Source organism: Pseudomonas sp. MDV22-iso1 (genome assembly GCF_058145095.1).
The window spans coordinates 1-17,017 of the sequence record NZ_JBYVMF010000019.1; the positions used below are offsets into that span (position 1 = coordinate 1).

General features: G+C 56.9%; 15 protein-coding genes, 4 tRNA genes and 1 riboswitch. Of the genes, 5 read left to right on the top strand and 14 right to left on the bottom strand.

Translation table 11 applies throughout. The annotated features are described in order from the left end of the window. Window positions 1–255: 255 nt before the first annotated feature. Window positions 256–332 (bottom strand) — tRNA-Arg (locus tag AC3ZVB_RS20340). A gap of 297 nt (window positions 333–629) precedes the next feature. On the opposite strand from AC3ZVB_RS20340, the gene AC3ZVB_RS20345 reads away from it, so the two are divergent. The 3 genes from AC3ZVB_RS20345 (at window position 630) to AC3ZVB_RS20355 (ending at window position 1,955) form a co-directional block, all read left to right on the top strand. Further along, entirely contained in the window at window positions 630–863 is a 234-nt protein-coding gene (locus AC3ZVB_RS20345; RefSeq protein ID WP_162438714.1) for a hypothetical protein, read from the top strand. A gap of 19 nt (window positions 864–882) precedes the next feature. Continuing rightward, window positions 883–1,062, top strand: a complete 180-nt coding sequence (locus tag AC3ZVB_RS20350) for a PA3371 family protein (protein ID WP_162438713.1) — start codon at window positions 883–885, stop codon at window positions 1,060–1,062. A 566-nt stretch (window positions 1,063–1,628) separates the two neighbouring features. Continuing rightward, window positions 1,629–1,955 (top strand): Arc family DNA-binding protein, encoded by a 327-nt coding sequence (locus AC3ZVB_RS20355; protein ID WP_008154293.1) that lies wholly within the window; start codon window positions 1,629–1,631, stop codon window positions 1,953–1,955. 257 nt (window positions 1,956–2,212) lie between these two features. Here the strand turns inward: AC3ZVB_RS20355 and mgtE are convergent, their stop codons facing one another. Next, window positions 2,213–3,655 carry a magnesium transporter gene (gene mgtE / locus AC3ZVB_RS20360; RefSeq protein ID WP_162438712.1) on the bottom strand — a complete coding sequence of 481 codons (1,443 nt, stop codon included), beginning with the start codon at window positions 3,653–3,655 and terminating at the stop codon, window positions 2,213–2,215. Between the two features lie 321 nt (window positions 3,656–3,976). Here mgtE and AC3ZVB_RS20365 point away from each other — a divergent pair, with 321 nt between their 5' ends. Continuing rightward, window positions 3,977–4,492: a cell envelope protein SmpA gene (locus tag AC3ZVB_RS20365; protein ID WP_490147569.1), complete on the top strand. Its 516-nt coding sequence runs from the start codon at window positions 3,977–3,979 to the stop codon at window positions 4,490–4,492. Window positions 4,493–4,511: 19 nt separating this feature from the next. Here the strand turns inward: AC3ZVB_RS20365 and AC3ZVB_RS20370 are convergent. The 7 genes from AC3ZVB_RS20370 to ltaE form a co-directional block, all read right to left on the bottom strand. Beyond that, window positions 4,512–4,588: transfer RNA gene (locus AC3ZVB_RS20370), tRNA-Arg, on the bottom strand. 71 nt (window positions 4,589–4,659) lie between these two features. After that, window positions 4,660–4,736: transfer RNA gene (locus AC3ZVB_RS20375), tRNA-Arg, on the bottom strand. Window positions 4,737–4,843: 107 nt separating this feature from the next. Beyond that, a tRNA-Ser gene (locus tag AC3ZVB_RS20380) sits at window positions 4,844–4,934 on the bottom strand. 62 nt (window positions 4,935–4,996) lie between these two features. Further along, the gene (gene csrA, locus AC3ZVB_RS20385; RefSeq protein ID WP_002554426.1) at window positions 4,997–5,185 is read right to left on the bottom strand and encodes a carbon storage regulator CsrA; all 189 of its coding nucleotides are present in this window, start codon (window positions 5,183–5,185) and stop codon (window positions 4,997–4,999) included. A gap of 187 nt (window positions 5,186–5,372) precedes the next feature. Beyond that, entirely contained in the window at window positions 5,373–6,614 is a 1,242-nt protein-coding gene (locus AC3ZVB_RS20390; protein WP_162438711.1) for an aspartate kinase, read from the bottom strand. Between the two features lie 93 nt (window positions 6,615–6,707). Further along, complete coding sequence (gene alaS / locus AC3ZVB_RS20395; RefSeq protein ID WP_194693770.1) at window positions 6,708–9,326, bottom strand: alanine--tRNA ligase; 2,619 nt, start codon at window positions 9,324–9,326, stop codon at window positions 6,708–6,710. A 146-nt stretch (window positions 9,327–9,472) separates the two neighbouring features. Continuing rightward, complete coding sequence (gene ltaE / locus AC3ZVB_RS20400; protein WP_490147570.1) at window positions 9,473–10,477, bottom strand: low-specificity L-threonine aldolase; 1,005 nt, start codon at window positions 10,475–10,477, stop codon at window positions 9,473–9,475. Between the two features lie 196 nt (window positions 10,478–10,673). Further along, a riboswitch (FMN riboswitch) is annotated at window positions 10,674–10,845 on the top strand. Window positions 10,846–10,947: 102 nt separating this feature from the next. Between ltaE and AC3ZVB_RS20405 the strand changes: the two genes are divergently transcribed. Next, window positions 10,948–11,460 (top strand): 6,7-dimethyl-8-ribityllumazine synthase, encoded by a 513-nt coding sequence (locus AC3ZVB_RS20405; RefSeq protein WP_490147571.1) that lies wholly within the window; start codon window positions 10,948–10,950, stop codon window positions 11,458–11,460. 121 nt (window positions 11,461–11,581) lie between these two features. Here the strand turns inward: AC3ZVB_RS20405 and astE are convergent, their stop codons facing one another. From astE to astA, 5 genes are all read right to left on the bottom strand, one after another. Further along, window positions 11,582–12,592, bottom strand: coding sequence for a succinylglutamate desuccinylase (astE, locus tag AC3ZVB_RS20410; RefSeq protein WP_162438707.1), 1,011 nt, complete (start codon window positions 12,590–12,592; stop codon window positions 11,582–11,584). Between the two features lie 11 nt (window positions 12,593–12,603). Then, window positions 12,604–12,891 carry a hypothetical protein gene (locus tag AC3ZVB_RS20415; protein ID WP_008033108.1) on the bottom strand — a complete coding sequence of 96 codons (288 nt, stop codon included), beginning with the start codon at window positions 12,889–12,891 and terminating at the stop codon, window positions 12,604–12,606. Between the two features lie 21 nt (window positions 12,892–12,912). Next, window positions 12,913–14,259 (bottom strand): N-succinylarginine dihydrolase, encoded by a 1,347-nt coding sequence (astB, locus tag AC3ZVB_RS20420; RefSeq protein WP_490147572.1) that lies wholly within the window; start codon window positions 14,257–14,259, stop codon window positions 12,913–12,915. A gap of 197 nt (window positions 14,260–14,456) precedes the next feature. Beyond that, window positions 14,457–15,926, bottom strand: coding sequence for a succinylglutamate-semialdehyde dehydrogenase (astD, locus tag AC3ZVB_RS20425; RefSeq protein ID WP_490147624.1), 1,470 nt, complete (start codon window positions 15,924–15,926; stop codon window positions 14,457–14,459). Continuing rightward, entirely contained in the window at window positions 15,923–16,948 is a 1,026-nt protein-coding gene (gene astA / locus AC3ZVB_RS20430; RefSeq protein WP_162438704.1) for an arginine N-succinyltransferase, read from the bottom strand. The genes astD and astA overlap by 4 nt, the downstream gene beginning before the upstream one ends. Window positions 16,949–17,017: the final 69 nt, after the last annotated feature.

A 17,017-nucleotide genomic window follows, 5' to 3' on the forward strand; every position in this document is an offset into this window, starting at 1 on the left:
GTTTTCCGTTTCGACTGCGCCGGAAGTGGGGCGAATTATAGACATCCTGAATCTGTCGTCAAGCACTGATTTTGATTTTCTATCAGAAAGTCGAATAGCTTCCTTATATAAGGAAGGGATCCGACCTGACAGCTTACGCGAGACATAAAAAAGCCCTGTCTGAGTGAACCCAGCAGGGCTTTTCGACTTCTGCAGCAACCTCGAGATCTGATCAACATCACCGAACAAGAAACGGGCCGGCAGAAGGAGAAGTCATGGTGTCCCAGGGCAGGTTCGAACTGCCAACCTTCCCCTTAGGAGGGGGATGCTCTATCCAATTGAGCTACTGAGACATTCGTCATCCGGAAAACTGCCAAGAGGCGTCATGCAGCGACGGCGTGCATGTTAACGGGCAACCCTACTTTTGTCATGTCGTCCTCATGCTTTTTAAGCGTAGGCAATGTTCCCCTCATTCGCCGATGGTCGCCGGTCGTGCAAATAACCCCCCCCTCAAAAAGCCATCATTGCAAAATGCACGAACAAAACCATCCAGCCGACCCCTAATCCCCTGTATTTGAACGACTTATCCCATTTAGACTGTTGGCACGCTGGCTGCTTTAGTAACCTGCAAAGCATCGGAGATCATTCCCATGAACAACATCCTTCTTCTTTCGAACGTGATCGCACTGGCCCTTCTGCTGGGATTCACTTTCACACCCGAGAAGGATGAAGAGTCGATCGTCCAACGGATACCGCATTATCTTCAGCTGCAAAAAGCCCCTCAGCTAGCGGTCATGAATACCGATCCAGGCTTTGGAATTCAAAGCGGTAGTCAGGGGACGGCCGTGTTGCCCACTCATTCTTCAGATCGCTTGGTATTTTGAATCATTCAGGAGCATCAGTATGTCCAAGTCCGCCGCAGGATTTTTCGTCCTGGCCCTAATAAGCGGCATCTACCATTTTTCATCAGCACAAGAGACGTATCTCACCGTCCCACTGATTGCTTGCGGCGCTTTTTCCTCGCTGTTCATCTTGGCATTGATCGCCGGTCGTAAGATCAAGTTCGACCCGGTTTTTCGCTAACACACTCGCAACAACGTCGAAAGGCGAGGACCACCAGAGTGACCTCGCCCAAAACGCTCCCGAAAATGAATCCAGAATCGCAAAATCAACCGCGCCAATTTTATGGCCACGGTATCTGATCAGCGCGAATTCCCGTGGAGCCCCCTCCCCGGCTATCGGCCTCGATAAAACGCTGCCATCCATCCTGAAACTACCTACTTCACGAACCTTTGACTAGCGAATCGGCCATTTGCCACTATTCTCTAAAAGGAAGGTCTCGCAGAACCTCGCATAGTTCGCGACTTCCCGCGGCGCTTGGGAGATCGCTTTGCAAACAGGAGGATGCGGCAGCAGGACAGTCCTGGTCAAAGTTTCAAACCAGTCCGCATTTCTGATGATTGGTGCTGGCAGAACGCCTCTATCCAGTTCAATATTTGTCACAGAATTGACGCCAACGAACTGGCAATCTTGAGGCATGATGCGGGCCTCTATCAATTCAGGTTGAACATTTGGCCAGAGCGCTTGTCCTATCAGACATCCTGCGGCCAATCCCGAGAACCGCTCCCCTGAACTAACCGGTTAAATATATGCGCCCATTGAAACAGGCAATTTATTCCAGCCGTACGGCTGACAAGTTCGTCGTACGTCTGCCAGACGGAATGCGTGAACGCATTGCCGAAGTGGCTCGCAATCATCATCGCAGCATGAACTCCGAAATCATCGCGCGCCTTGAGCAAAGCCTTATTCAGGAAGGTGCGCTGGGCGAAGAACTCAGCATGCGCCTGGACAGCCCTGAGCTGTCACTGCACGAACGCGAACTGTTGCAACGTTTCCGTCAACTTTCCCATCGCCAGCAAAATGCGCTTGTTTCGCTGATCGCCCATGACGCCGAAATGGCCACAGACGCGTCCTGACTGAACTGATTTCCCAAGCCAGCGTAAAGCTGGCTTTTTTTTGTCCGAAATTCAGTGGTAGGTGCATTGCCCCCCCCCCTCGCCCACTGTAATACCTGACTACCTTGGCGCCCTCATCATGCAAAGAGAGGCTGCCCTGGATTCAGAGTTCCGTCGACAAAAATGAGAAAAGCCCTGCAAGCGTAACTTGCAGGGCTTTTCGGTGAAACTGGTCATCTAATTAGACCCGCCGAATGACGGATCTTAAAAACGGTAAGTCAGAGCAAGAATATCGTCGCCAAGCCCAGAAATATGAAGAAGCCCCCACTGTCGGTCATGGCAGTGATCATGACACTCGCTCCCATTGCAGGATCACGTCCTAATCGAGCGAGTGTCATGGGTATCAACACCCCCATCAATGCGGCAAGCAGCAGGTTTAGTGTCATGGCAGCAGTCATGACCACCCCCAGGGACCAGCTCCCATATAGGAGGTAGGCCACGATGCCAATGACGCCTCCCCAAACCAAGCCATTGATCAGGCCGACCGCCAACTCCTTGCGCATCAATCGCGAGGTATTGCCTGTACTCACCTGATCCAGCGCCATCGCCCTGACAATCATAGTGATGGTCTGATTACCCGAGTTACCGCCAATACCGGCCACAATCGGCATCAATGCCGCGAGTGCTACCAGCTTTTCAATGGAACCTTCAAACAGACCAATCACTCGCGAGGCAATGAACGCAGTAACCAGGTTAACCGCCAGCCAGGCCCAACGGTTACGCAGGGACTTCCATACCGACGCGAAAATGTCTTCCTCTTCACGCAGACCCGCCATGTTGAGAACTTCGTTTTCGCTCTCCTCACGAATCAGATCGACCATTTCATCGATGGTCAGACGGCCGATCAACTTACCGTTCTTGTCGACCACGGGGGCCGAAATCAAATCGTAACGCTCAAATGCTTGAGCAGCATCGTAGGCATCTTCATCCGGATGAAAACTTACCGGATCGCTGGCCATGACTTCCGCGACCTGTTTGTCCGGATCGTTGACCAACAAACGCTTAATGGGCAAAACGCCCTTCAGCACGCCGTCGTAATCCACGACGAACAGTTTGTCCGTATGACCTGGCAACTCTTTGAGGCGACGCAAGTACCGCAAAACCACCTCAAGACTGACATCCTCACGGATTGTCACCATCTCGAAGTCCATCAGCGCACCGACTTGTTCCTCGTCGTAGGACAACGCGGAGCGAACGCGCTCACGCTGTTGACCATCCAGAGTTTCCATCAGCTCGTGAACGACGTCTCTCGGCAACTCGGACGCGAGGTCCGCCAATTCATCGGCGTCCATGTCCTTGGCTGCCGCCAACAGCTCGTGATCGTCCATGTCGGCGATCAGGGTTTCACGAACCGAGTCGGACACTTCAAGCAGGATGTCACCGTCGCGATCGGCCTTGACCAATTGCCAGAGCGTTAAACGATCGTCCAGCGGCAAAGCTTCAAGAATGTAGGCGACGTCGGCGGAGTGCAGGTCATCGAGCTTGCGTTGCAGCTCGACGAGGTTTTGACGGTGAACAAGGTTCTCGACCCGTTCGTGATGCGGACCTTCCTGGCGATGAGTCAGGTCTTCGACCACTCGCTGACGATGCAGCAGCTCAACGACTTGAGCGAGGCGGTCTTGCAGGCTTTCTTGCGTTTTCTTTACTTCTACTTCAGACATAGGCGAACTCCACTCCCAGCAGCGGGGCACGCCGGAAGCATCAATCAGTCAATTCATGATTGGAAAAATGGGGTACTGAGTAACTACTGGGTAAGTCCATGGAGGTTTTCCACAAGCCCCGGCGGGGCTGACGGGCGCAATGATACACCGCCCGAAGGTTTTAAACGTTAAAAAATCGCGGTTGAAACAAGCGCTTGCAGAACAAACCTGAGTGATGCCCTGATCCGTTCAATCTGCGACGACTCATTCGGAAAAGAAAACACACCCTCGCCGGAAAATGTAGCGACTACCCTGCAATAGGACCGTCAAGGAGGACGTTTGATGCTTTCGAACAGACATTATTTTTTGCTGGCCGCTCTACTCTGCCTTCCCCAGACAGCGCTTGCAGTGACCATTCACCGCTGCGAGGCGCCGGACGGAAGCATCACCTTCACCACATTGAGCTGTAACGCCGGCGAGGACTTCTCAACGCAGGAGGTGCGCACTTCCATGCCAAGTACCACGATGGCACTGCTGCCGGAAGCTGATGTCCGCGACAGGACAAACACCACCGGGATGAGGAATCTGACGATCGTCGGCCAAGCCGAGGATAAATGTGGAAATCAGCTAAGCGCACGCGAGAGACGTGCAGCGATCATCAATCAGCGCATAGTCGCCGGCATGACCCAGCAGGAGGTGGAAAGCGCCTTGGGCAAACCGGACAAGATCACTATTCGTAATTCGGCTATTAGGTATCGCTACAACGACAAGCGTGGTCGCAGCGCGCAAATCGTGTTTGACGATAAAGGATGCACAAAAGGAAAAGCCAAATCCCAGACGGCAAAAAGCCCGCTTTAAAAGCGGGCTTTTTGTTGTTTGGTGCACTCGACAGGATTCGAACCTGTGACCGCTCGGTTCGTAGCCGAGTACTCTATCCAGCTGAGCTACGAGTGCATGTGTGTTTTTATACCAGATCACAACTGGTTGGAGCCAAGTCATTCGCATTACTGCAAACAACTCTTAAATGGTGCACTCGACAGGATTCGAACCTGTGACCGCTCGGTTCGTAGCCGAGTACTCTATCCAGCTGAGCTACGAGTGCATTTGTTGCCGCGCATTATAGGCCGTCTAATCTCTATGTCAAACACTTTTTCTAGTAATTTCAACAACTTACCGAAGAAGCCAGATTACAACGTACTACGCAAATAATGGCGGAGAACGGGGGATTCGAACCCCCGACACCCTTTTGAGGTGTACTCCCTTAGCAGGGGAGCGCCTTCGGCCACTCGGCCAGCTCTCCGCAACACGGGGCGTATCTTAACCAACCTTTTCCCCGTTTGCAAACATAAAAAGCGATAAAAATTAATGGCTTGGTTCTTCGTCCTTCTCTTTCTTTATACGCAGGTAAATTTCCTCACGGTGGACCGCAACCTCTTTCGGGGCGTTGACACCGATACGCACTTGATTTCCTTTGACGCCGAGCACGGTTACGGTGATTTCGCCATCACCGATAATCAGGCTTTCTGCGCACCGACGAGTCAGAATCAGCATACCTTTCTCCTCACGCATTACATTTCAGGGACAGCAGTCTGCAAAAAAAGAGGCACTCGACCTACAACCAAAATGGTCGAAGTCCTACATGCCTGAGTATTGACCAGCGCGAGCAAAAGAACAGCCTCGAGTCACGCCATTCAAGAAAACAAAAGGCGCGGTCAGACCGCGCCCTTTGGCAAACGCATCACTCGCCCTGACGGGCCGGCGCGTCCAGTTCGAAAGCCGTGTGCAGAGCGCGCACAGCCAGTTCCAGATACTTCTCTTCAATCACCACGGAGACTTTGATTTCCGAGGTCGAGATCATCTGAATGTTGATCGTTTCCTTGGCCAGTGCTTCGAACATCCGGCTAGCGACGCCTGCGTGAGAACGCATGCCAACACCGACGATCGAGACCTTGGCGATCTTGGTGTCGCCGATGACTTCACGGGCACCCAACTCGCTGGCGGTTTTTTCCAGCACCGTCTGCGCCGCCTGGTAATCATTGCGGTGCACAGTGAAGGTGAAGTCAGTGGTGTTATCGTGCGCGACGTTCTGCACGATCATGTCGACTTCAATGTTCGCGCCACTGATCGGACCAAGAATCTTGAACGCAACGCCCGGGATGTCTGGCACGCCACGGATAGTCAGCTTGGCTTCATCGCGGTTGAAAGCGATACCGGAAATGATCGGCTGTTCCATGGTTTCCTCTTCATCAATAGTAATGAGGGTGCCCGGCCCCTCCTTGAAGCTGTGCAGTACGCGCAGCGGAACGTTGTACTTCCCGGCGAATTCCACCGCACGGATCTGCAACACCTTTGAACCGAGGCTGGCCATTTCCAGCATCTCTTCAAAGGTAATCTTGTCCAGGCGCTGAGCCACGGACACCACACGTGGATCTGTGGTGTAGACGCCGTCGACATCGGTGTAGATCTGGCATTCGTCCGCCTTCAAGGCCGCTGCCAGCGCCACGCCGGTGGTGTCGGAACCGCCACGACCGAGTGTGGTGATGTTGCCGTGCTCGTCGACGCCCTGGAAACCGGCGACAACCACCACACGCCCTGCTTTCAGATCACCACGAATCTTCTGGTCATCAATCTGCAAGATACGCGCTTTGTTGTGCGCACTGTCTGTCAGGATCCGCACTTGATTGCCGGTGTAGGACACCGCTGGCACGCCGCGCTTGATCAGCGCCATGGCCAACAGTGCAATCGTCACCTGCTCACCAGTCGAGACAATCACGTCCAGTTCACGAGGAACCGGCTGGCCGTCGCCACTGATTTTCTTGGCCAGATCGATCAGACGGTTGGTTTCGCCGCTCATTGCAGACAGCACAACCACCAGGTCGTCGCCGGCATCGCGGAATTTCTTAACCTTGTCGGCGACCTGCTCGATTCTCTCGACAGTGCCGACCGAGGTGCCTCCAAATTTCTGTACGATCAAAGCCATTTCAAAGCCGCCTCTGCCCATGAAGGGCGCCCAAAAAAATCACTCAAACAGCGTTCCGGTCCGCCACTAGACTGCGGACCGGAAACAGTTGCCTTATAAACCCTGCTCTACAAACGGAACAGTCAGGGCCAATGCCGCGTCCAGTGCGCCAGCGTCAGTACCACCGCCCTGCGCCATGTCTGGACGACCACCGCCCTTCCCGCCCACTGCCGCAGCGGCTTGCTTCATCAAATCACCGGCTTTGAGTTGGCCAGTCAGGTCTTTGGTTACGCCTGCAACCAGAACGACCTTATCCTCATGGACACTGCCGAGCAGGATCACTGCGCGGCCGAGTTTGTTCTTCAGCTGATCAACCAGCGCCAGCAGCGCCTTGCCATCCTGACCGTCCAGACGCACGGCCAGGACCTTCACACCCTTGACGTCCAGCGCAGAAGCCGACAGATCGTCGCCCGCCGCGCTGGCAGCCTTGGCCTGCAACTGCTCGAGTTGCTTCTCCAGCAGACGGTTGCGCTCCAGCACAGCCGAGAGCTTGTCGATCAGGTTGTCGCGACTGCCCTTGACCAGGTTGGCCGCTTCCTTGAGTTGTTCTTCCGCAGCGTTCAAGTAAGCCAGTGCCGCAGCACCGGTGACGGCTTCGATACGACGCACACCCGAAGCCACACCACCTTCGCTGATGATTTTCAGCAGGCCGATGTCACCGGTACGGTTGGCATGGATACCGCCGCAGAGCTCGACGGAGAAATCACCGCCCATGCTCAGTACGCGAACGTTGTCGCCGTATTTTTCGCCGAACAGCGCCATGGCGCCTTTTTGCTTGGCGGTTTCGATATCGGTCTCTTCGGTCGCAACTTCAGAGTTCTTGCGAATCTCGGCGTTGACGATGTCTTCCAGTGCTTTCAGTTGCTCAGGCTTGATAGCTTCGAAGTGGCTGAAGTCAAAACGCAGGCGCTGACTGTCGACCAAAGAGCCTTTCTGCTGAACGTGTTCGCCCAGCACCTTCCGCAGTGCTGCGTGCAGCAAGTGTGTCGCTGAGTGGTTCAGCGCGGTGGCGTGACGCACCTCGGCATCAACATGAGTGTCGACCGGTGCGCCAACGAGCAGGCTGCCCGAGGCCAAAACACCGTGATGCAGAAATGCACCGCCAGTCTTGGTCGTGTCGCGCACGTCGAAACGCGAAGCGCCCGCTTGCAGATAACCGCTATCGCCAATCTGGCCACCGGATTCGGCATAGAACGGGGTCTGATTGAGGACGATGACGGCCTCTTCGCCTTCACTCAATACGTCGACCGATTGACCGTCTTTATAGATGGCGACAATTTTGGCCGAGCCACTGGTGGCTTTGTAACCGGTGAACTCGGTGGCCACGTCAACCTTGACCAGCGTGTTGTAGTCCAGACCGAAGGAACTCGCCGAACGGGCACGGACGCGCTGGGCTTCCATTTCACGTTCGAAGCCGACTTCGTCGACGGTCAGGTTACGTTCGCGGGCGATGTCCGCCGTCAGGTCCATCGGAAAACCGTAGGTGTCGTACAACTTGAACACCACATCGCCAGGCACGACGGTACCTTTGAGCTCCAGCAGGTCTTGCTCGAGGATCTTCAGGCCGTGCTCAAGCGTCTTGGAGAACTGCTCTTCTTCAGCTTTAAGCACGCGTTCGATATTGGCTTGTTGCTGCTTGAGTTCCGGGAACGCTTCACCCATCTCGGCAACCAGTGCCGCGACGATCTTGTAGAAGAAGCTACCGGTCGCGCCCAGCTTGTTACCGTGACGGCAGGCACGACGAATGATCCGGCGCAGCACATAGCCGCGACCTTCGTTGGACGGCAGCACACCGTCTGCAATCAGGAAACCGCACGAGCGGATGTGGTCGGAGACCACCTTGAGCGACGACTGGTCGTCATTGCTGCAACCGATGGCCTCGGCCGAAGCGCTCAGCAGATTCTTGAACAGGTCGATTTCGTAGTTGGAATGGACGTGCTGCATGACCGCACTGATCCGCTCCAGGCCCATGCCGGTGTCGACCGACGGCGCTGGCAACGGATGCAACACGCCATCGGCGGTGCGGTTGAACTGCATGAACACGTTGTTCCAGATTTCGATGTAGCGATCACCGTCTTCTTCCGGCGAACCTGGCGGGCCGCCCCAGATGTGGTCGCCGTGATCGTAGAAAATCTCGGTGCAAGGACCGCACGGGCCAGTATCGCCCATGGTCCAGAAGTTATCGGACGCATACGGCGCGCCCTTGTTGTCGCCGATACGGATCATGCGCTCAACCGGCACACCGATCTGCTTCGTCCAGATGTCGTAAGCCTCATCGTCCGACGCATAGACGGTGACCCAGAGTTTTTCCTTGGGCAGCTTCAAGACATCGGTCAGGAAGGTCCAGGCGTACGTGATCGCGTCATGCTTGAAGTAATCGCCGAAGCTGAAGTTACCCAGCATCTCAAAGAATGTGTGGTGACGAGCGGTATAGCCGACGTTTTCCAGATCACTGTTCTTGCCACCGGCACGCACGCACTTCTGGCTGCTTGTCGCACGGGTGTACGCGCGCTTTTCCTGGCCCAGGAAACAGTCCTTGAACTGGTTCATCCCCGCGTTAGTGAACAGCAGGGTTGGGTCGTTGCCCGGAATCAAAGAGCTTGAGGCTACACGGGTGTGGCCTTGCTCTTCGAAGAAGCGAAGGAAGGCTTCACGGATTTCTGCGCTTTTCATTAGGTTCTTCCACGGAGGCTGCGGCCAAAGGCCTGTGCGAAACGTCAACAGACGAAGCGACGGCAAAGGGCCGCATTATATCGGCGTTAGTGACTAGGTACAGTGTGTTTGTACGATACAAACAGTCAATTGGACGGCTAACACGGTCAGTTGCGAGAAAAGTCGGCAAATGTCGCGACGACCTGCTCGATTTGAGCACGACTGACGTCCATGTGAGTCACCATGCGCAGTCGCCCGGCAGCACTCAATTTGATCCCTCGCTCGGCGGCGAAGGCCTTGATCGCGTCGGCTTTTTCGCCCATTTGCACATAAACCATGTTGGTCTGAACGGGCTCGACTTCATAACCGGCGGCTGTCAGACCGTCAGCCAGGTGTTGTGCGTTGGTATGGTCGTCGGCCAGACGCTCCACGTTGTTTTCCAGCGCATACAATCCCGCCGCCGCCAAGAGACCCGCCTGACGCATACCGCCCCCCACCATTTTGCGCAAACGCCGGGCCTTGGCAATGAGTTCCGTCGAGCCACACAGCACTGAACCGATGGGCGCGCCCAGCCCTTTGGACAGACACACGGACACTGAATCGAAGTGCTGGGTGATCTCCCGGGCATCCACCCCCAATTTGACCGCCGCGTTATAAAGACGCGCGCCGTCCAGATGCAACGCCAGACCATGCTCTCGGGTGAACGCTCGAGCCCGAGCCAGATACTCCAATGGCAGCACTTTGCCTTGCATGGAGTTTTCCAGTGCCAGCAAACGGGTGCGGGCGAAGTGGAAATCATCCGGCTTGATGGCGGCGGCCACGTGAGCCAGATCCAGCGAGCCATCGGCCTGCACCTCGATAGGCTGCGGCTGGATCGAACCCAGTACCGCCGCGCCGCCACCCTCGTACTTATAGGTGTGTGCCTGCTGGCCAACGATGTATTCGTCACCGCGCTCGCAATGGGCCATCAAGCCCAACAAGTTACTCATGGTGCCCGTTGGCACAAACAGCGCCGCAGCGAAACCCAACCGATCGGCAAGCTCGGCTTCCAGACGATTGACCGTCGGGTCTTCACCGTACACATCATCACCCGTGGCCGCTTTGGCCATGGCGTCGAGCATACCGGCGGTGGGTTGGGTGACGGTGTCGCTGCGAAGATCGATAACGCTCATGAATCTGGCCTCGGTAAGCAGGGGAAATCCCTTTCATGTAGGAATTACTGCGGTCTTGGCGCCGAATAATCAACCCCGCGTCGAGGAAAAGTCTCGCCGACACAACTGAAAACTCGATCGCAATCATCAGATAGCAGCGATGCGCCAGTCAGAAATATGTGTTAAAAACGCTTCGCCGCCAGACAATCTGGCGGCAAAACGTTCTCAGGGCGGGGTGCAACTCCCCACCGGCGGTAATTGCGCGCAATGCGCATAGCCCGCGAGCGCTTGGCGGCAGGCACGGCAATAGCGGTGCATGACGGCAAGGTCAGCAGACCCGGTGTGATCCCGGGGCCGACGGTCATAGTCCGGATGAAGAGAGAACGGGATTGGCGCCAAAGGGCCGTCCGCATGCCTTAGTGCGAGCGCGCGTACCCTTAAATCCCATTCGATTCATATGCCCTGTTTTTTACACAAACAGGAGTCAGAACATGCAACCCACCGCAATCGATAGCAAAAGCAAACACCATCACGGCGAGCGCGTAGCGTTCGTCCAGGCCTGCTGGCACAAGGATATCGTCGATCAGAGCCGTAAAGGCTTTTTGGCGGAAATGATTGCCCAGGGTTATCAGGAATCCGACATCGACTTCTTCGAAGTCGGCGGCGCCTTTGAAATGCCTCTGCACGCCAAGTTGCTGGCCAAGACCGGTCGCTATGCCGGCATTGTCGCGGCAGCCTTGGTAGTAGACGGCGGGATCTACCGTCACGAATTCGTTGCCCAATCGGTGGTCAGTGGCCTGATGCAGGTTCAACTGGAAACCGAAGTGCCCGTGTTCTCGGTCTCCCTGACCCCGCACCTCTTCCATGCCGGCGAAGAACTGCATCACAAATTTTTCTTCGAGCATTTCGTGCATAAAGGCCAGGAAGCGGCGAAGACCTGCGCGGATACGCTGCACAAGATACGTGCATTGCGCCGTACTGAGCCGCGTGCGGTAGCGGTCTAAACACCGGACATAACTGTGGGAGCCAGCCTGCTGGCGATAGCGGTGTATCAGTCGACAATCAAGGTGACTGACACATTGCAATCGCTAGCAGGCTAGCTCCCACAGTGGTAATACGCTGACGTCAGGCGAGGTTTTCGTCGGTCGTCGGCACGATCAGGATGCCGGCACGCAGTCCATTCTTGACCTTGGGATTCGGGAAGATAATCCGGGCGCCCTCCTCCTCGATGATCCAGCGCGTCTGGGCAATGTCTTCGGCCAGCAGGTACCCCACCTCCAACTCCGTAAAATTCTCGATGTCGGCCGGCAAGTTCAGGCGGAAGCTATCGCTGTGTTTGATGATTTCCCGTGCCACGCTGAACAACTGCAACCCCTCCAGCGAAGCTTCGCTGAGCGGCGGCTCATTACCCTCGATAATTTGCTGAAGACGGGTTTCCAGCAGATCAACGTTGACCCCGTCGTTCTGCCCGAACGGTCGCGCCTTGCCCAATTCAAGCGTGAAAGACTCGGCGCCAAGCTTGTCATAGGTGTAGGAACTGAAAACGATGGAAGGCTTGTTCTGCAGCAGCACGGCTTCCATCCCGGCGGCACGCAAGCGCGCCAGCTCCAAGCGTGAATGCTGGCGACCTTCCTTCCAGGGGTACAAGGCAAACTGCTCGATTTTCGAGCCGCGAATCGCCGTGTGGAGATCGTAGTGCAAACGGCTGCGATCCGGCAGGCTGAAGAAACTGGCCGCCAGCCGCTCCAGCTCACAGGCGCGCAGGGCCTCGGCACCACTGCTTTGTTCGTGACGGCCGTTGAACAGCCGATTGACGTCCTGCTCGATGAAGCGTTCGCCTTTGCGAATCGCATCCGGGTTGCCGAACAGGAACAGAATACGTGCACGCGGCTTCAAATCGCCGCGGGCGATGTCATGCAACAGGCGGTCGAGCAACTCGATCGGCGCTGTTTCGTTGCCATGGATGCCGGCCGACAGCAGCACGTCCATGCCGTTGTCGCGGGCTTCAGGTGGCCGGACTTCCAGTGCACCTTCGCTCAACCAGCGCATCCGCACGCCTTCGACAGTCAGTTGAGTCTTCTCCGCCGGTTCACGGCCGGCGAGGGTCAGTTCAAGCAATTTGCCGAGGGCGAGCATAGAGCGTTTCCTTAGTGGTCGTGTGCGCAATCCGGGCCGTGCACGTGGTCTTCGTCACCGACTTCAGCCGGCTCCATTTCCAGTTGCAGACTTACCAGATTAGTCGCCAATGGGCGCAGCAGCAGGTTTGCGTATTCAGCGTCACCTTCTTCCACGTCCACGCCGATCAGCAGTTGGCCACGGCCATCGTGCTGAATCCACAGCTCTTTGCCTTGCCAAATGACCGCGACGCGGGTGCAGGAAGTTTCCAGTTGCGTGCCGTCGGTGTCTTCAAGGATCAGCTGCAGGGTATCGCTCATGTTTTTTTACGCTCTCGACGTTCAATTGATCTGGAAAGGATAAACCGCGCCCAGTTTAAGGATTTGCGTCAGTTCATCCAGTGCCGTCCGGCACTCAAGCAACAACTGCGGGTCCGCAAGATCGTTTTCGGTCATGCGGTCGCGGTAGTGCTTGTCGACCCATTCGGTCAGCGTGCCGTACAACGGTGCCGTCATGATAACGCCTGGGTTGACCGCCGCCAGTTCGGTTTCATTCAGCGCAACACGCAACCTCAGGCAAGCCGGGCCACCGCCGTTCTGCATGCTTTGCTTCAAGTCGAAAACCTTGACTTCACGGATCAGGCCACCGGAGCTGGTCAGGCTTTGCAGGTACTGCCAGACACGCTCGTTGCCACGGCATTCTTCCGGCACGATCAACAGCATCGAGCCATCCGCACGTGTCAGCAGCTGACTGTTGAACAAGTAGGACCGAACCGCATCCTCGACGGTTACGGCAGAACGCGGTACGCAGATCGACTGAAATTTGCCGCCGACTTTCGCGAGTTTGCCGTGCAATTCAGCCAGCATCTGCTCGGTGTCGAGGAACGCGTCCTCGTGATAAAACAGCACCTCGCCGTTACCCACCGCAATCACGTCGTTATGAAACACGCCCTGATCGATCACCGAAGGGTTCTGCTGGCCGTACACCACACCGTCATCGCTCAAGCCGTGCAAACGCGCAACAGCCTGAGACGCTTCGAGGGTCTGGCGCGCGGGATATTTCTGCGGGGCCGGGTAACGGGTGTCGAACGCACTGCGACCGAACACGAAAAACTCGACGCCCGCCTCACCGTACTCGCGGCAGAAGCGGGTGTGGTTGGCAGCCCCTTCGTCACCGAACTGCGCGACCGCCGGCAACGCCGCATGATGTGCGAAGTGCTTCTGATCGGCGAACATCGCGCCCAGCACGCGACTGGTGGTCGGGTGCTCGATGCTGCGGTGATATTTGCAATTGAGGTTGGCAGCCGTGAAGTGCACACGCCCGTCTGCAGTGTCCGCACTTGGGCTGACCGTGGCGGCGTTGGCCACCCACATGCTCGACGCCGAGCAACTGGCGACCAGCAATGGCATCGCCTCTTTGGCAGCACGCTCGATCACTTGCGCGTCGGTGCCGCTGAAACCCAAACGGCGCAACGCCGCCACATCAGGACGCTCTTGCGGTGCCAGAACGCCTTGCTGGAAGCCCATTTCCATCAGCGCTTTCATCTTCGCCAAGCCCTGCAGGGCGGCTTCCTTCGGATTCGAAGATTGCTGGCTGTTGCTCTGGGACGCGACGTTGCCGTAGGACAAACCGCCGTAGTTATGGGTCGGCCCCACTAGACCGTCAAAATTGACTTCATAGGATTTCATCAGCGAGGCTCCACGAGAATCTGTTGTATAGGCTTCAATAAAATGGCAATGCGATCTATGTAGCAGCTGCCGAAGGCTGCGTTCGGCTGCGCAGCTGCCGCAATCAGGTACTCGTGATTCTGATCCAAAAACACTGTGTACCGATTTACGACTGCTTCGCAGCCGAACGCAGCCTTCGGCAGCTGCTACATAAAGCCTTACGAGAGCGTCACGCCAGGCGTAAGGGTCGCTGGCAACGTCAGGCTCGGCGTTTCCAGCGAAGCCACCGGGTACGCGCAGTAATCTGCTGCGTAATAAGCACTGGCGCGGTGGTTGCCCGAAGCGCCAACGCCACCAAACGGCGCGCTGCTCGCAGCACCCGTCAGCTGCTTGTTCCAGTTGACGATACCCGCACGGCTTTCCAGCCAGAACTGTTGGTAACGCGCTTCGGAATCCGACAACAAACCGGCCGCCAGTCCATAGTCGGTGTTGTTGGCTTCAACAATCGCCGCCTCGAAGTCAGCGTAGCGAATCACCTGCAACAACGGTCCGAACAGCTCTTCGTCAGGACGATCGGCCACCGCCGTCACGTCCAGAATGCCTGGGGTCAGCAATGCGGCCTGGGCCTGAGGCTGAGTCATCTCCAACAACGCCACGGCGCCATTCGCCAACAGATGTTCCTGTGCATCGATCAGCGCTTTCGCTGCGCCAAGGGAAATGACCGAGCCCATGAACGGTGCAGGTTGCTGGTCAAACGCACCGACTTCGATGGTCGCGCTAACCGCCACCAGGCGTGCCAGCAGTGCATCACCCCAGGCACCCTGCGGCACCAGCAAGCGACGAGCGCAGGTGCAACGCTGACCGGCGGAAATGAATGCCGACTGGATGATGGTGTAAACGGCCGCATCAAGATCTGCCACCTCATCGACCACCAGCGGGTTGTTACCGCCCATCTCCAACGCAAGAATCTTGTCCGGGCGACCGGCAAATTGCTGGTGCAGATGATTACCGGTACGGCTGGATCCGGTGAAGAACAACCCGTCGATGCCCGGGTTCGCCGCCAGGGCGATACCGGTTTCGCGAGCGCCCTGCAGCAGGTTCAACACGCCTGCGGGCAGACCCGCTTCGATCCAGCACTTCACCGTCAGTTCGGCGACTTTCGGGGTCAACTCGCTAGGTTTGAACAGCACGCTGTTACCGGCCAGCAGCGCCGGCACGATGTGACCATTTGGCAAATGACCGGGGAAGTTGTAAGGCCCGAACACCGCGACCACACCGTGCGGCTTGTGGCGCAGCACGGCGGTGGCGTCGCCCAGCGGGCCGCTTTTCTCGCCGGTGCGCTCACGGTAGCTCTGCACCGAAATCGCAATCTTGTTGACCATGCTGGTGACTTCGGTCGCCGACTCCCACAGGGGTTTACCGGTTTCCTCGCCAATGCAACGGGCCAGTTCGTCAGCGTGGTTTTTCAAGGCCGCGGCAAAGGCTTCCAGCACCGTGATGCGCTCGTCGAGGGTACGACGGGCCCAGCCCGGGAACGCCTGTCGCGCAGCTTGCACAGCCGACTCAACCTGAGCAGCTGTGGCGCCCTCGCCCGCCCACAGCACTTGCTGGGTCACCGGGTTCAACGATTGAAAGGCTTCGCCCTGACCGGCCAGCCACTCACCTGCGATGTATAGCGAATTCATTATTTCGACTCCCGAGCAGCAGACAACGGTACGGCGCGCACTTGGTCGCCAGCGTTGAGTTGAAGGCGTTTGGCGGTCATTGGATCGACGACCAATGTGCCGGCAGCGAAGCGTGCCGGTGCAGCCGTGATTCGACAGTCTTCGCGCTTGCGGTTGTGAATCAGGAACGGCGTGGCGTCATCACCGGGCGTGCCGATGGCCAGCACCAATGCCTGGCTGTCGCGCACCGCACGAATCTTGCCGGTTTCGCATTCCACCGCCGGGCCCGCGTCGAAGATATCGACGTAACCTTGATAGCTGAAACCTTCGCTCTTGAGCATGGACAGCGCCGGCTCGGTGTCCGGGTGAACCTGACCGATCACGTTGCGCGCATCAGGCGACAGGAAGCAGGTGTAGAGGGGGAATTTAGGCATCAGTTCGGCGATGAACGCCTTGTTGCCCACACCCGTCAGGTAGTCGGCCTGGCTGAATTCCATCTTGAAGAAGTGACGGCCCAGGCTCTCCCAGAATGGCGAACGCCCGGCTTCGTCGGACACACCGCGCATCTCGGCGATGATCTTGTTGCCAAACAGTTGCGGGAACTCGGCAATGAACAGCATCCGCGCCTTGGCCAGCATGCGGCCGTTGAGGCCATTGCGGTAATCGGCGTGGAGGAACAACGAGCACAACTCGGAATTGCCGGTCAGGTCGTTGGCCAGAAACAGCGTCGGGATCTCGCGATAGATGTTCAGTTCTTGCGACGCACTGACCGTCAGGCCAACCCGGAAGTTGTACCAGGGCTCACGCAGGCCAACGGCGCCGGCGATGGCAGAAATGCCGACGACACGACCATTGTCATCTTCGAGGACAAACAGGTAGTCCGCATCGCCACGCCCGGCTTCGCCGCGAAAGGTCTTCTCGGCCCAGCCGACCCGATGGGCCAGACGTTCTTCATTGGCCGGCAAGGTAGTCAGGCCGGTGCCGGTGCTGCGGGCCAGGTCGATCAGAGCGGGTAAATCGCTGCTGCGTACGGGACGAACGATCATGCTATCTCCTCAAACGGGCCACTCACGCCACCCGCAAAACTTCGCTGCTTTCTAGGCATTCTTTCCAGG

Coding starts and splice junctions, on each gene's coding strand:
- astB (WP_490147572.1), bottom strand. CDS start 14,259: ATGAAATCCTATGAAGTCAATTTTGACGGTCTAGTGGGGCCGACCCAT.
- AC3ZVB_RS20365 (WP_490147569.1), top strand. CDS start 3,977: ATGCTTTCGAACAGACATTATTTTTTGCTGGCCGCTCTACTCTGCCTT.
- astA (WP_162438704.1), bottom strand. CDS start 16,948: ATGATCGTTCGTCCCGTACGCAGCAGCGATTTACCCGCTCTGATCGAC.
- AC3ZVB_RS20415 (WP_008033108.1), bottom strand. CDS start 12,891: ATGAGCGATACCCTGCAGCTGATCCTTGAAGACACCGACGGCACGCAA.
- AC3ZVB_RS20345 (WP_162438714.1), top strand. CDS start 630: ATGAACAACATCCTTCTTCTTTCGAACGTGATCGCACTGGCCCTTCTG.
- AC3ZVB_RS20355 (WP_008154293.1), top strand. CDS start 1,629: ATGCGCCCATTGAAACAGGCAATTTATTCCAGCCGTACGGCTGACAAG.
- alaS (WP_194693770.1), bottom strand. CDS start 9,326: ATGAAAAGCGCAGAAATCCGTGAAGCCTTCCTTCGCTTCTTCGAAGAG.
- ltaE (WP_490147570.1), bottom strand. CDS start 10,477: ATGAGCGTTATCGATCTTCGCAGCGACACCGTCACCCAACCCACCGCC.
- AC3ZVB_RS20350 (WP_162438713.1), top strand. CDS start 883: ATGTCCAAGTCCGCCGCAGGATTTTTCGTCCTGGCCCTAATAAGCGGC.
- AC3ZVB_RS20390 (WP_162438711.1), bottom strand. CDS start 6,614: ATGGCTTTGATCGTACAGAAATTTGGAGGCACCTCGGTCGGCACTGTC.
- AC3ZVB_RS20405 (WP_490147571.1), top strand. CDS start 10,948: ATGCAACCCACCGCAATCGATAGCAAAAGCAAACACCATCACGGCGAG.
- astE (WP_162438707.1), bottom strand. CDS start 12,592: ATGCTCGCCCTCGGCAAATTGCTTGAACTGACCCTCGCCGGCCGTGAA.
- mgtE (WP_162438712.1), bottom strand. CDS start 3,655: ATGTCTGAAGTAGAAGTAAAGAAAACGCAAGAAAGCCTGCAAGACCGC.
- csrA (WP_002554426.1), bottom strand. CDS start 5,185: ATGCTGATTCTGACTCGTCGGTGCGCAGAAAGCCTGATTATCGGTGAT.